General features: G+C 65.1%; 11 protein-coding genes. 2 read left to right on the top strand and 9 right to left on the bottom strand.

Features of this window, described 5'->3' with window-relative positions; translation table 11 throughout:
* Positions 1–66: 66 nt before the first annotated feature.
* Together ACG873_RS07540 and ACG873_RS07535 are read right to left on the bottom strand one after the other, a co-directional pair.
* Positions 67–870, bottom strand: coding sequence for a 3'(2'),5'-bisphosphate nucleotidase CysQ (locus ACG873_RS07540; protein WP_394891159.1), 804 nt, complete (start codon positions 868–870; stop codon positions 67–69).
* Positions 857–2,200, bottom strand: a complete 1,344-nt coding sequence (locus ACG873_RS07535; protein ID WP_394891158.1) for a TldD/PmbA family protein — start codon at positions 2,198–2,200, stop codon at positions 857–859. Before ACG873_RS07535 ends, ACG873_RS07540 begins: the two co-directional genes overlap by 14 nt.
* A gap of 184 nt (positions 2,201–2,384) precedes the next feature.
* Here ACG873_RS07535 and ACG873_RS07530 point away from each other — a divergent pair, with 184 nt between their 5' ends.
* Positions 2,385–3,017, top strand: a complete 633-nt coding sequence (locus ACG873_RS07530; RefSeq protein WP_394891157.1) for a hypothetical protein — start codon at positions 2,385–2,387, stop codon at positions 3,015–3,017.
* 53 nt (positions 3,018–3,070) lie between these two features.
* Here the strand turns inward: ACG873_RS07530 and ACG873_RS07525 are convergent, their stop codons facing one another.
* The 5 genes from ACG873_RS07525 to ACG873_RS07505 all read right to left on the bottom strand — a co-directional run bounded on the left by ACG873_RS07525 (position 3,071) and on the right by ACG873_RS07505 (position 9,351).
* The gene (locus ACG873_RS07525; protein ID WP_394891156.1) at positions 3,071–3,916 is read right to left on the bottom strand and encodes a patatin-like phospholipase family protein; all 846 of its coding nucleotides are present in this window, start codon (positions 3,914–3,916) and stop codon (positions 3,071–3,073) included.
* Positions 3,913–5,271 carry a M16 family metallopeptidase gene (locus ACG873_RS07520; protein WP_394891155.1) on the bottom strand — a complete coding sequence of 453 codons (1,359 nt, stop codon included), beginning with the start codon at positions 5,269–5,271 and terminating at the stop codon, positions 3,913–3,915. The genes ACG873_RS07525 and ACG873_RS07520 overlap by 4 nt, the downstream gene beginning before the upstream one ends.
* A 20-nt stretch (positions 5,272–5,291) precedes the next feature.
* The gene (locus ACG873_RS07515) at positions 5,292–6,716 is read right to left on the bottom strand and encodes a M16 family metallopeptidase (protein WP_394891154.1); all 1,425 of its coding nucleotides are present in this window, start codon (positions 6,714–6,716) and stop codon (positions 5,292–5,294) included.
* 174 nt (positions 6,717–6,890) lie between these two features.
* Positions 6,891–7,445, bottom strand: coding sequence for a 16S rRNA (guanine(966)-N(2))-methyltransferase RsmD (gene rsmD / locus ACG873_RS07510; RefSeq protein ID WP_394891153.1), 555 nt, complete (start codon positions 7,443–7,445; stop codon positions 6,891–6,893).
* Positions 7,426–9,351, bottom strand: coding sequence for a pseudouridine synthase (locus ACG873_RS07505; RefSeq protein ID WP_394891152.1), 1,926 nt, complete (start codon positions 9,349–9,351; stop codon positions 7,426–7,428). The genes rsmD and ACG873_RS07505 overlap by 20 nt, the downstream gene beginning before the upstream one ends.
* A 77-nt stretch (positions 9,352–9,428) precedes the next feature.
* Between ACG873_RS07505 and ACG873_RS07500 the strand changes: the two genes are divergently transcribed.
* Positions 9,429–9,878 (top strand): nucleoside deaminase, encoded by a 450-nt coding sequence (locus tag ACG873_RS07500; RefSeq protein ID WP_394891151.1) that lies wholly within the window; start codon positions 9,429–9,431, stop codon positions 9,876–9,878.
* Between the two features lie 3 nt (positions 9,879–9,881).
* Here ACG873_RS07500 and ACG873_RS07495 read toward each other — a convergent pair whose 3' ends face one another.
* Together ACG873_RS07495 and ileS are read right to left on the bottom strand one after the other, a co-directional pair.
* Positions 9,882–10,577 (bottom strand): hypothetical protein, encoded by a 696-nt coding sequence (locus ACG873_RS07495; RefSeq protein ID WP_394891150.1) that lies wholly within the window; start codon positions 10,575–10,577, stop codon positions 9,882–9,884.
* Between the two features lie 176 nt (positions 10,578–10,753).
* Positions 10,754–13,912: an isoleucine--tRNA ligase gene (ileS, locus tag ACG873_RS07490; protein WP_394893393.1), complete on the bottom strand. Its 3,159-nt coding sequence runs from the start codon at positions 13,910–13,912 to the stop codon at positions 10,754–10,756.
* Positions 13,913–13,984 lie beyond the last annotated feature (72 nt).

The following is a 13,984-nucleotide window of genomic DNA, read 5'->3' as shown; positions in this document are numbered from 1 at the left end:
CCATGTTCGGCGAACCGCCATTTGTCTAAAGCAGTTCGGTCCGGTTTGAAACCATTTCCAGCTTGGTTACGCCTCGTCGGCGATGACGCGGCCCATCACGTCCAAAAGCCTGCCGCTGCCGGCGACGAGCTTGCCGTGCGTGGTGACCGCGCCGCCATAGACCGGGGGCTTCGCCTTGTAGGTCAACACCTTGCCTCCGGCCTCGCGCAGGATCAGATCGGCGGCGGCAAGATCCCAGTCCTGGGCGTTCGGCTTGACGAAGGTCGCATCGAGCTTGCCGTCCGCGATCATCGCTATCCGGTAGGCCAGCGAAGGTATGTAGCTGATCGGCCGGCAGCGCTCGCGCCAATTCTGCGGCATCGCATTGATCATCTGCTTGGGCCCGGCGATCTCCGGCGCATCGCCGATGTCGCGGACCTTGAGCGGTATGCCGTTCTTCTGCGCGCCCATGCCGGGAACCGCCCAGAAAGTCTCCTCGCGCGCCGGGCATTCGAGCACGCCCGCTATCGGCGCGCCTTCCTCCACGACCGCGATGCTGACGCACCATGCGGTCCTGCCGTCGAGAAAGCCGCGCGTGCCGTCGATCGGATCGACCACGAAGAGGCGCCGCGAACCCAGCCGCTCTGCCGAATCGAGCGTCTCCTCCGAGAGCCAGCCATAGTTCGGCCGGGCGGCAAGAAGCGTCTCGCGCAAATAGCGGTCGACAGCAAAATCGGCTTCGCTGACCGGCGATTGGCCAGTCTTCATCCACACTTCCGGGCTTTGCCTGAAGTAGCGCAGCGCAATCTTGCCGGCCTCGCGCGCCGCCTCCCGCAGCAGCGGCAGGTCGCTGATCATCTCGGCCGCGTCCACTCGGTCAGCTGCCTGCAAGGGTCATTCCTTCGATCAGCAGGGTCGGCGCGGCGGTGGCGAAGTTGCGGTCGAGGTCGCTTGCGGGGACCATGTTCAGGAACATGTCCTTGAGGTTGGAGGCGATGGTCACTTCGGAAACCGGATAGGCGAGCTCGCCGTTCTCGATCCAGAAGCCGGACGCGCCGCGGCTGTATTCGCCGGTGATCATGTTGACGCCCTGGCCGAACACTTCGGTGACGTAGAAGCCGCTTTTCAGCGATGCGATCAGTTCTTCGGGCGTTCTTTCCCCCGGCTCGATCGAGAGGTTTGTCGACGACGGCGATACAGACGATCCGCTGCGTGAGCCGCGGCCATTGGTTTTCAGCCCGAGCTCCTTCGCCGCAGAAGTCGACAGGAACCAGTGCTTGAGCACGCCTTTTTCGACCATCGTCAGCTTCTGGCCTTCGACCCCTTCGCCGTCGAATGGCCGCGATGCCTGGCCCCGCACGCGGAGCGGTTCGTCGATGACCGTGATTGCGGCGGCCGCCACCTGCTTGCCCATCATGTCGCGCAGGAAGCTGGTCTTGCGCGCGACGGAGGCGCCGTTGATCGCGCCGGCGAGATGGCCGGCGATGCCGCGCGCCACGCGCGGATCGAACACTACGTCCACCGGGCCAGTCTTCGCCTTGCGGGCGTTCAGCCTGCGGACGGCGCGCTCGGCCGCCTCGCGCCCGATCCATTGCGGCGAATCGAGATCGGCGAAGTGCTGGCGCGAGGAGTACTCGTAGTCGCGCTCCATGGCGGTGCCTTCGCCAGCGATAACGCTGGTGGAGCGCGAAAAGCGGGTGCCGACATAATGGCCGAGAAAACCGTGCGAGGTGGCGAGCACCATGCCGCCGAGGCCGGCGCTGGCGCTGCTGCCGCTGGAATTGGTGACGCCCGGCACCGCCAGCGCCGCTTCCTCGGCGGCGAGCGCATCCTGCTTCAGCTTCTCGACGGAAACGGCGGTCGGGTCGAACAGGTCGAGATCGCGGATTTCGGTGGCGAGCAGCGTGGCGTCGGCCAGGCCCTGGTAGGGGTCCTCCGGCGAAACCTTGGCCATCGCCACTGCGCGTTCGGCCAGCATCCTCGGGTCGGATGCGGCGGTCGCCGAAACGCTCGCGACGCGCTGGCCGATGAAGACCCGCAGCGAAACATCCTCGCTCTCGGAAGCCTCGGTTGCCTCGACCTTGCCGAGCCGAACCGACACGCCTGTCGAACGGCTCCGCACGGCGACCGCGTCGGCGGCGTCGGCGCCCGCGGCCTTCGCTGCGTCCACCAGGGCTGCGACCCGGTCGGTCAGTTTTGCGGCGTCGGGCGCTTCGTTCATCGGTCAATCCTGTTCGGTTCGCACGGGCGGCGCATGCGGTTGCCTGCACCATCTATTGCCCCGCCCCTGCTTGTGCAATGGCGCAAGAGGCCACAGGCCCCCGCCGCAAACGCTATAGGCCGGACACGCCCGGAACTTGCGCAGCATCCGGGTTGATGCTCTTTTGATCAGGTTGGAGGGGCAAATGGTTCAAATTCCGGCATATTGTGAGCATTGCGGAAACCTGTTCGCCTCGCGACTGATCTCTATTCAGGGAAACGTCCGTAGCCTGCGGCTGAGCAACAATAAGGAAACCTGTCCGCGTTGCGGCAAGATGGCGTCCACGATAGACGGGGTATTCGATACTGCGGACGGCGTGATGCGCATGCTGCAAGGACCGCAGTTCTCTGCCGACATGCTCCGCCAATTTACCGATCTACTCGACAAAGCTCATGTTGATCGTCTGTCCGGCGATGAACTGTACCAGCAGGCGGCGGCTATCAATCCTGAGTTGGGCAAGGCTATCGCCCCACTGCGTGGCAAGAGCACGAGCGTCCTTGGGATCATCCTGCTTATCATCATAGCAGCACTTCAAAGTTGCGATTTCAAACTAGAAGCCAAGGTTGATATTAATCAATTGGTCGATCAAGCCGTCGATTACCTAGAGCGGACTGAAGAGCCGGACCTGCGCACCAGTGGATCGCCGAAGCAAGATAGACTTAAGCGAACTCATATGCCTGAAATTGATCCTGCAGCACCCGTGTCCCGACAGGTTCGCCGGCAGCTTGAGCGACAACGACAAAAATTGATGCGCAACCGAGCTAGGCGACGGAGCTGACACGAGCCTGAACACGGCTGTGCTCAACAGCGCGGACCGCAATCGCGGCGCAGCTACAATTGCTCGAGCTTCCGGCGCACGGCTACGGCCTTTTCCACCGCATGCTTCAGCTCTTCCTTGATGCCGGCCGTCTCAAGCATCACCGCGTCGATTTTCAGGAAATTGAGCGCGCGGAACCGCGAAACCGGGGGGCGCAGGAATATGTCGGGCTGGCTCTGAAGCAGCTTGCTCGCGGTGATCGACTGCATCATCAACTGCGACGCGCCGAACATCAGGTCGATCGAATTGGGCCGCTTGCGGCCGTTCTCGTCCGGCGCGCCGACGACGTCGATGGCGATGACGATGTCGGCCTCGCCGGTGACCAGATCGAAGGGAACGGGATTATAAATGCCGCCGTCGATAAGCAGCCTTCCGTCGCGCCGAACCGGGCGGAACACCGCCGGGATGGCAGCCGACGCCGCCAGGGCGGAATGCAGGTCGCCCTCGCTGAACACCGACAGGCTGTGGCCGAAGAAATCGGTAGCGGTGATCTTGAGCGGGATTTCCAGTTCCTCGAACGTGTCGGGAATGGCGTCGGGCAGGAACGCCCTGAGGATGCGCTCGATGTTGAACTGGCTGACGCGTATCCCGGTTTCCATGAAATCGGCGAAGCTGCCTGGCCGGGCGCGCCACATGCGGGTCGCGACCTCGGTGCGCCGTCCAAGAATCGAGCGGGAAAACTCGTGGATTTCCCTGCCGGTCATGCCGGCGGCCATGCCCGCGCCCATGATGGCGCCGATCGACGATCCGGAAATGGAGACCGGCCGGATGCCCAGTTCGTCGAGCGTCTCGATGACATGGATATGAGCGAGCCCGCGGGCGCCGCCACCACCGAAGGCCACCGCGAATGTCGGGCTCATCCCTTGTTCCCGCTGGCTGGCTTCCCGCCGACGACAAGCACGGCGGGTTCGGCCGACAGGAGTTTCCTCGCCGCCGCCCGTGCATCCTCCAGCGTCACCGCGTTGATCAGGCCGGCGCGCCGATCGATGTAGTCGATACCGAGATCTTCTGTCTGCAACTCGACCAGCGTTGCGGCTATGGAGCTCGAAGAGTCGAGATTGTTGATCGCATAGGAGCCGATCAGGTATTTCTTGGCTGCCTCGAGTTCCGCCTCCGTCGGCCCCTCCTCGGCCATCCTGCGCACCACGTCGCGGATGACTGCCAGCGTCTCGTCGGCCTTGTCGGCGCGGGTCGACGTGCCGATCACCAAGGCCGTGGCGTGCTCGTGATTGACGATGGAAGAGCTTATCCCGTAGGTGAGTCCGCGCCGTTCGCGCACTTCGTCGAACAGGCGCGACGAGAACGAGCCGCCGCCGAGCACATGGTTCATCAGCACGGCGCCGAAGAATTCGGGCTCCTCGCGTTCGATCCCCGGATAGGCAAGCTGCAGCGAGGCCTGCGGCAGGACGTAGTCGACGCGGACTTCCTGGGCGAGTTTCGGCTTCACATAATTGACGGGCTGCAGGGCGGGTTTTTCCGGCAGGCCTGAAAATAGCCTGTCCAACTCGCCGCGAAGCGTTTCGGCGTCGATGGCGCCGACCACCGCGACACGCAGGTTTTCGCGGGCAAAATTCGCCTTGTGGAAGGCCCGCAAATCATCCGCGGTGATCGTTGCCAGCGATTGCTCGGTACCCTCGTCGCGGCGGGAATAGGGATGGTCGCCATAAAGCGCGGTCGCCCAGCGGTATTGCGCGGCCGTTTCGGGATCCTTGGCGCTGGAAACTATGCCCGAGACGATCTGGGCGCGAATGCGCTCGATCGGGGCGGCGTCGAAGCGGGGCCTCTCGATGGCGAGTTGCAGAAGCGCCAGCGCCTCGTCCTTGCGCTCGGCCAGCATCCGCATCGACCCGTAGATGTAATCGCGGCTCGCGCCGAACCCCATCTCGGCGCCGGCATCGTCGAGCTGGATCTGGAAGGCTTCGCTGTCGAGATCGCCCGCACCCTCGTCGAACAATCCTGTCATCAGGTTTGCCAGACCCTCCTTGCCCGCAGGATCCTGCGTGCTGCCGCCTTCGAAGGCGAAGCGGATGGCGATGATCGGCACCGAATAGTCTTCCACCAGCCAGGCGGTTACGCCGCTTTGCGATTTCACCTCCTGGATGCGGACCTCGGCCCTGGCCGGCGCGATCGCCGGCAGGACGAGGAAAACCAGGGCCAGGAACAAGGTCCAGGTGAAAGGGCCCGCTCGCAACCGCATATCCGACGTCTGAGCCATGCTGTTCATCCGGGCCCTGCTCAATTCCGCGCGGTCGGTTCGGGAAGCAGATAGCCGGTCACCGAAACATCCGGATTCAGATATTTGGCGGCCACGGCCTGCACCTGGTCCGCGGTCACCGCCATGATCCGGTCGGGCCATTCCTGCACGTCCTCCACGGTTCCGCCGGTGGCCAGCGTCTGTCCGTATATGTTTGCCATATTCGATTGGTTGTCCCGCGCAAAGATCATGCTGCGCACGAAACGATCCTTCGCGTTTTCAAGTTCCGCATCGGTCACGCCGCTGCTGACGATGCGCGCGATCTCGACGTCGATAGCGGCTTCCACTCTGTCCAGCCCCTCCGCGCCGTGCGGCGCACCGTAGACCGTAAAACTCGACGAATCGAGCATCGTTCCGCTGAAATAGGCGCCCGCGCCGGAGGCGATCCGGTCCTTCACCACCAGCGCCTGATAGAGCCTGCTCCTCGTGCCGCCGCCGAGGATTTCCGACAGGAGGTCCAGCGCTTCGGCTTCGCCGGGCTCGGCATTGTTGTAGGACGGCGTTACCCAGAACCTGGAAACGCTCGGAACCGACACGCGCGAATCGGTCAGGGTCACGGTGCGCGCGGTGTTCTGCTCCGGTTCAGTGGGGCGCACGCGCGGTGGCAGGTCGGGCCCGGGCGGCACCTCGCCGAACGTCTTTTCGGCCAGCATGCGCACCGCCTCCGGCTCGACATCGCCCGCCACGATCAGCACCGCATTGTTCGGCGCGTAATAGCGGTCGTAGAAGGCCACGGCGTCGGCGCGGTTCAGCTTTTCCATCTCGTGCATCCAGCCGATGACCGGGATGCGGTAGGGATGGTTCTGGAACAGCGTCGCCTGGATCTCCTCGCTGAGCAACCCGTCCGGATCGCCCTCGACGCGAGAGCGCCGCTCCTCCAGGATCACGTCCCGCTCGGGGCTGATCACCTTGTCGGTCAGGATCAGGTTGCGCATGCGATCGGCCTCGAACGACATCATCGTCTCGAGCGCTTCGGGCGAAACCTGCTGGAAGTAAGCGGTGTAGTCGTAGGAGGTGAAGGCGTTCTCGCTGCCGCCGATCTCCGCGATTTTCGCGCCGAACTCTCCTGCCTTATGCTTCGAGGTCCCTTTGAACATCAGATGCTCGAAGAAATGCGCGATTCCGGATTGGCCGGGTGGCTCGTCGGCGCTGCCGATCTTGTACCAGACCATGTGGGTGACGATCGGGGCGCGATGGTCCGGGATCACCACCACTTCCATGCCGTTATCGAGCAGGAAATTTGCCACTTGCTGCTGCTGAGGCTGGCCCGCCGTTTCAGCCAAGGCGGCCGCCCCCGGCAAGAATGCTGCAGCCAGCAGCACGCAGCCGGCGAGCGCACGCCGTCCGCGCTGGGGCAAGAATAGAGCATGATCCCGAAAAGTTGCAGACTTTTCGGACAAGATCATGCGTCGGAATAACGAATTGGAGCTCCATTCCGATACCATCGGAATGGAATCTGGCTCCAGAGCATCGGACTTCATCGGCGGCTCCTGCGCATCAATAGGTAGGACGGTATATGCAGTGCGGCGGCCCGGCGGAAAGTTAATTGTTGGTCATAATGGGCGCGAAGGAGGCCGGATTCAGGCGGATTCGATGAAGCGTATGGTGGTGTCGCCGTAGTCGCGCTCGTCGACAACCGAAAAGCCATCGCCCGGATCGAAGGCGGCTGCGGCCGCTTCCTCGATGACGCAGAGCGCGCCCGGAGCCAGCCAGCCGCCGTCCCGCGCCGAACGCAGCGCCCGCTCGCCGAGACCTTTGCCGTAGGGCGGATCGGCGAACACAAGACCGAAAGGCTGCACCGTCCCGGCCTCGCCGAGGCCGGTCGCGTCGCGGCGGAATATCTTGGTGCGGCCGGTGAGGCCGAAGGCCTCGACGTTTTCGCGGATCAGGCCGCGCCCCTCGGCCGAATCCTCGATGAACATGCAGAAGGCCGCACCCCGCGACATGGCCTCCAGCCCGAGCGCGCCGGTCCCCGCAAACAGGTCGAGAACCCGCGCGTTATCAAGGCTTTGCGGAAAGCGGTGCGCAAGCACGTTGAACACCGCCTCGCGGGTGCGGTCGGTGGTCGGGCGGATGGCGCCGGTGCGCGGCGCGGCCAGCGGCCGGCCGCGAAACTCACCGCCGACGATCCGCATCGGGCCTTCCCTTGCGCGGCCCCGACGGCCTGTCGCCGCCGTCCCTTGGCTTTTCGCCGCCTCTGGAATCGTCACCGCGCGGCTTGCCGAAGCCGGGTTTGCCGCCGCCCGGCTTGCCGAATTTCGGCTTGCCGTAGCTTGCCTTGCTCGCCTTGCGGGCCTCGTGCTCGGCCTTTTCGGCCGCGGCGCGGCCCTTGCCGATCGGCCGTGCGCCCGGCGCCATCCAGACATTGGCCTTGCGGCCGCCCGGCGGCTCGATCGGGCGCGTTTCGCGCTCGCCGGCCTTCTTTCCCCGTGGCTTGTCGCCGAATCCCGGCTTCGGTCCGCGCTCGGGCCGTTCTCCGCGATCCGGTCGCGCGGGGCGGTCCGGCTTCGTCTGCAGCCGCCCGAGCATATCCTCGCGATGGCGCTCATTGTCGCGTTTGCGGTTCTTGATCAGGCCGCCCTCGCCGATGCGTTCCGGCCGCGGCGTACGCGGTCCGCGCTCCGGCGCCACTTCGACCGGCTTGGCATATTCCCGCCGCACCGGCTTGTTGGAGAACGGCTTTACGATGTCGGCGTCGAAATTCGCGCCCGACTCCTCGACAAGCCGCTCGCCGAGCTGGTCGCGCAGCATGCGGCCGCTGATTTCCTGGACATGCCCCTCCGGCAATTCGCCGAGCTGGAACGGACCGTAGGAGATGCGGATCAGCCGGGTCACGTCGAGGCCGAGCGCGCCGAGGATGTTCTTCACCTCGCGATTCTTGCCCTCGCGCAGGCCGATGGTCAGCCAGGCGTTCGAGCCCTGCTCGCGGTCGAGCGAGGCTTCGATCGAACCGTAGAACACGCCGTCGACCGCCATGCCGTCCTTCAGGCCGGCGAGCTGCTTCTCGTCGACCTTGCCGTGCACCCGCGCGCGGTAGCGCCTGAGCCAGCCCGTCGCCGGCAGCTCCAGCACCCGCGACAGCCCGCCATCGTTGGTGAGCAGCAGCAGGCCCTCGGTGTTGATGTCGAGCCGGCCGATCGTCATCAGCCGCGGCAGATTTTCCGGCAGCAGGTCGAAAACGGTCTTGCGGCCCTCCGGGTCGCGATTGGTGGTCACCACGCCCGCCGGCTTGTGGAACAGGAAGAGCCGCGTGCGCTCGATCGGCGGAATTGCGGTTCCGTCGAGCTCGATCGTGTCGTCCGGCATCACGTTGAATGCGGGCGACGCCAGCACCTTGCCGTTGACCCTGACGCGGCCGGCGGCGATCAGTTCCTCGGCGTCGCGGCGCGAGGCGATGCCGACGCGCGCAAGCCGCTTGGCGATGCGCTCGCCGGGCGCCTCTTCGGTCGTTTCGCGAGGCCGCGCAAACGGCTTGCGGTCGCCGCTTGGTTTGAAACCCTCGGGCCGCGGGCGCCGCTCGGCGGCGCCGTCGCGCGCATTTTGTGCGCGGTCGAAACGGCGGGCCGGACGCTCGCCGCCCGCCTCTTCGCTTCGCTCCGCGCGCCTGACAAACGGCTTTCCTTCCGGCCTTGGCCGAAATGTTCTCTCGCCGCCCTCCGCCCGCTCGCCGCCTTCACGCACGCCGCGCTCGAAGCGGCCGGGGCGCGATTCGGCAGCGCCTTCGCGTTTCTGATACGGCTTGCCCTCCGGACGCGGACCCTTGCGGAAGGGCGCGCCGCTGCGTTCGGGCCGGGCATCGCCAGCCGCGCGCGGACGGTCGTCGCGATTGAACTCACGCTTCGGCCGCTCGTCGCCGGCCGCCTCGTCGCGGCGCTTGGCGAACGGCTTCTTGGCCGCGCCTTCGCGCTTCTCGAAAGGCTTGCCGCCTTCGAAACGCGGCTTGCCGGCAAAACCGGGCTTGCCGCCCTTCTTCGGGCCGGGGCGCGGGCCGGACGGTTTAGGGCCGCTCTTGCGGGTAAATTTCTTGTCGTCGTCGGCCATGTGGCGTTTGCCTTTCCGGGGCGGTAGATAACAGGAACGCCGTGGCGTTGCGAGGAGAATTCGGGGATGGACGAAGCGTGAAGCGTCCGGATTTCATGGGCTTGGCGCTTGCCGAGGCGGAGGCCGCGGCCGTGCGCGGCGAAGTGCCGGTCGGCGCGGTCATCACCAGCGGCGGCGAAGTCGTCGCCAGCGCCGGAAACCGCACCCGCGAACTCAGCGATCCCACCGCCCACGCCGAAATGCTGGTCATCCGCGAGGCGGCGGCGAAACACTCCGCCGAACGGCTCGGCGGCATGGACCTCTACGTGACGCTGGAGCCCTGCGCCATGTGCGCCGGCGCCATCTCGTTCGCCCGCATCAGGCGGCTCTATTTCGGGGCGTCGGACGAAAAAGGCGGTGCGGTGGTCAGCGGCGTGCGCTTCTTTTCCTCGCCCACCTGCCACCATGCGCCCGAAATCTATCCGGGCATCGGCGAACGGAACGCCTCGGCTATCCTGCGCGATTTTTTCAGATCGCGCCGCGAATAGTAATCACACGCCCGGTATCAGGTCGCGCCAGGACCAATCGCCGCCCTTGCGGGCCGCGGCCTTGCGGCGGCGTTCCTTCTTGACTTCGTCCTCGCCGATATCGTCCGTCGGCGCCGTCTCGGACGGCTGGCGATAGACAAGCGGCGGCTCGCTCAGATATTTGCGCGAGGTCGGACTGCCCTGGCGCGTTTCGACGAGCTTCTTCTTGAAGGCTTCGCTCTCCTGCTCGGCCGCGACGGGCGACATTATGCCAGAATCGTCGGCCTTGGCCGAGCGAGCGCGCGGCGTCGACGTAGCCGGTCCGTCGACAATGTCGTTGACGATCTCGGGCCTGAAGCCGGGCTTGTCGCGGTTCTCGGTCGCGTTGGCCACGACCCTTGCCCGCTTCTGCTCCGGCGATTCCGGCCAGTTCGGGTTTCCCACGGTGGCGACGGAATCCTGCGGCGGCGGAAGGTTCTGCACGGCGGCGGGAGACGGCTTGACCAGTTCCGGGCGCGGCTTGTAGTCGATCCGCGGGCGCTGCTTGGGGCCGAGCGAAAGGATGCCCGTCACGTCGCCGACGAGCTGTTCGTTGGCGGTCTTGTCCGTGCCGTAGGTCGGCGAACCCATGCACCCCGAAAGCGCGAGGCCGGAAACGAGCAGCGGCGAAAGTACCGCCAGCCGTGCCCGATTGCCCACGATCTTGCCAGAAAACTTCACTGAACCCCCGCCTCGCGATTGTTGGCGACCCAAAAGCCGAGTCTTGCCGGCTATGTCCATCCGATGAAAATCCGGCGACAATTTGTCGGCCGGAGTTTCGCGCTTCTACCTCAACCATTTGTTAACGGCAACGCGCGGCCGGCAATGCGCCGGCCGCCGTTGCGTTTTTGCACCGGTTACAGCCGGCCCAGCGCCTGCAGTTCCCTGAGTGCGGCCGCGTCGCGGGCCGAAACGTCCGGAAACTCCCGGTCGCTGCCGACATCGCCGGTGTAGCGCCAGGAGCGCGCGCACTTGACCAGCCCGCGTTCCGCCGCCTTCTCGACGACGACCGCAACGCCCGCCACATCGTCAAGCCTGAAGCCGTCCGCCGGGGCGCTTTCGTGCGAGATGACGAGGTCGCTGGTGATCGCCATTTCGGCCATGTCGACGTCGCGGATGGCGGTTTCGAGCGCGGTGTTGTCCATATAGACCGCCGGCACCGCCTCCAGCGACGAGCCGATTGTCTTCTTCGCCCGTTCGATCTCCAGCGCACCGGTGACGACGCGCCGGACCTGCCGGATCTTTTTCCATTTCTCCGCCAGCGCCTCGTTCTTCCAGTCGGAAGGCACGGCGCGGAACTGCTCCAGATGCACGGACTCGGCGTCGGGATAGCGCTCCAGCCAGGCCTCTTCCATGGTGAAGGGCAGCATCGGCGCCAGCCAGGTCGCGAGGTGATCGAACAGATGGCGCACCACTTGCACCGCCGATTTGCGCTTCACGCTCGACGGCGCGTCGCAGTAGAGCGCGTCCTTGCGGATATCGAAATAGAAGGCCGAAAGCTCGACCACCATGAAATCGATCAGCGCCCGCGTGATGCGCTTGAATTCGAAGGCGTCGTAGCCGGCGCGCACGATCTCGTCGATCTCCGCCAGCCGGTGCAGCATCAGCTGCTCCAGTTCCGGCATCTCCTTCACCGGCACGACGTCGGCCTCGTCATGCGCGAGCGTGCCGAGCATCCAGCGGATCGTATTCCGCAGCTTGCGATAAGCGTCGATATTGGTCTGCAGCACGTTCTTGCCGAGCCGCTGGTCTTCCCAATAATCGGTCGTCATCACCCACAGGCGCAGAATGTCGGCGCCCGACTGCTTCATCACGTCCTGCGGAACGACCGTGTTGCCGAGCGACTTCGACATTTTCCGCCCGTCCTCGTCCATGGTGAAGCCATGGGTGACGACTGTGTCGTATGGCGCGCGGCCGCGCGTGCCGCAGCTTTCGAGCAGCGACGAGTGGAACCAGCCGCGATGCTGGTCGGAGCCTTCTAGATAGACGTCGGCCGGCCATTTCAGGTCGGGCCTGTCCTCCAGCGTGAAGACGTGCGTCGAGCCCGAATCGAACCAGACGTCGAGGATGTCCTTGACCATCGTCCACGGCTCGTTGGCTCGGCTGCCGAGAAAACGCTCGCGCGCGCCTTCCGCGAACCAGGCGTCGGCGCCCTCTTTCTCGAATGCCTCGACGATGCGGGCATTGACCGCCTCGTCCTTCAGCACATTGCCGTCGGCATCGGCGAAGATCGCGATCGGCACGCCCCAGGCGCGCTGGCGCGACAGCACCCAGTCCGGCCGCTCCTCGATCATGGCGCGCAGCCGCGTCTGCCCGGCGGCGGGAACGAAACGCGTCGCGTCGATGGCGGCAAGGGCACGGGAGCGGAGCGTGTCGGGCTTCGGCGATTGGCCAATCGCACCAAACCCGCCCAACTCCTTGTCCATATGGACAAACCACTGCGGCGTGTTGCGGAAGATCACCGGCTTCTTCGAACGCCAGCTATGCGGGTACTGGTGCTTAAGCCGCCCGCGCGCGAACAGCATGTTGTTCTCGATCAGCGCGTCGATGACCGCCTTGTTGGCGTCGCCCTTCTTGCCGTTGTCGTCGACAACGCGCGCCGCCCCGCCCGGACGGTCCGGCCCAAAGCCGGGCGCGTCCTTGGTGAAAAAGCCGGCATCGTCGACCGTGAAGGGGATTCCTGTCTCGATCCCCCTCGCCTCAAGCTCCCGCGCCGCATCCGTCCAGGCGTCAAAATCCTCGCGGCCATGGCTAGGCGCTGTGTGGACGAAGCCAGTGCCGGCGTCGTCGGTGACATGCTCGCCGGGGAGCAGCGGGACGGGGAAAGAATAGGGTTGCCCTCCCTCCCCCTTGCGGGGAGGGTGGCCCGAAGGGCCGGGTGGGGGTGGTGCAGAATACTGTGTCCGCGAAGAACCGAGCGCTTCGTCTCCACCCCCTTCCGCCGGCTCCGCCGACAGCTCCCCCGCAAGGGGGGAGGAGGGGCGCCAACCCGCCAGCGGGTGAGCCAGTGTCATCGATGCAAGTTCCGACTTCTCAAGGTGCGTGAGCAGAGCCAAAGTGACCTTTGCCTTGGCTGCGCAGTCGTCGACGAGCGCATTCGCCAGAACAAGTTTGTCGCCCGGCTGCGGGCCAAAGGAATTCTCCGCCGTCGACACTTCATAGAGGCCGTACTCTATCCGAGGGGAGTAACTCACAGCCCGATTGCCCGGGATCGTCCAAGGAGTCGTCGTCCAGATGAGAACCGATGCCGACTTCAATTGCCCTAGCCGGAGCGCCGCTCTATCCGGGTCATTTTTCCGACGCGTCTCGGCGATTTCCGCCTCCACCACCGGAAACTTCACCCAGATCGTGTCGCTCTCGTAATCCTGGTACTCGACCTCGGCCTCAGCCAGCGCGGTGCGCTCCACCACGCTCCACATCACCGGCTTCGAGCCGCGATAGAGCTGCCCGCTCATCGCGAATTTCAACAACTCGCCGGCAATCCGCGCCTCGGCATGATACGCCATGGTCAGGTACGGATTGTCGAAATCGCCGACCACGCCAAGCCGCTGGAACTCCTCGCCCTGGACGTTGATCCACTTTTCCGCATAGGCGCGGCATTCCTTGCGGAACTCGATCATCGCAGCCGGCTCGGAAAGGTCAGGCTTCGCCTTGCCCTTGGAGCGGTAGTTCTCCTCTTCGATCTTCCATTCGATCGGCAGGCCGTGGCAGTCCCAGCCGGGCACGTAGTTGCTATCGTAGCCGCGCATCTGGAACGAACGGGTGATGACGTCCTTCAAGATCTTGTTCAGCGCGTGCCCGATATGGATGTTGCCGTTGGCGTAGGGCGGGCCGTCATGCAGCACGTATTTCTCGCGGCCGGCGGCGTCCTCGCGCAGGCGCTTGTACATGCCCATATCCTGCCAGCGCTTGACCAGCAGCGGCTCCCTTTCGGGCAGCCCGGCGCGCATCGGAAATTCCGTCTGCGGTAGATAGAGCGTTTTCGAATAATCGATCTTTTCGGACGTGTCGGTCATCATCTAGCCATGAGTTTGCCCGGCCGCGTGCGGCCTCGGGCGTTCAACTATCACGATCTGGGAAAAGCGCGA

It is taken from the genome of Allomesorhizobium aridi (assembly GCF_043769475.1).
Lineage (GTDB): Bacteria > Pseudomonadota > Alphaproteobacteria > Rhizobiales > Rhizobiaceae > Allomesorhizobium.
The sequence above is the reverse complement of the archived record's forward strand: the minus strand, read 5'-3'. Positions and strand labels throughout refer to the sequence as shown.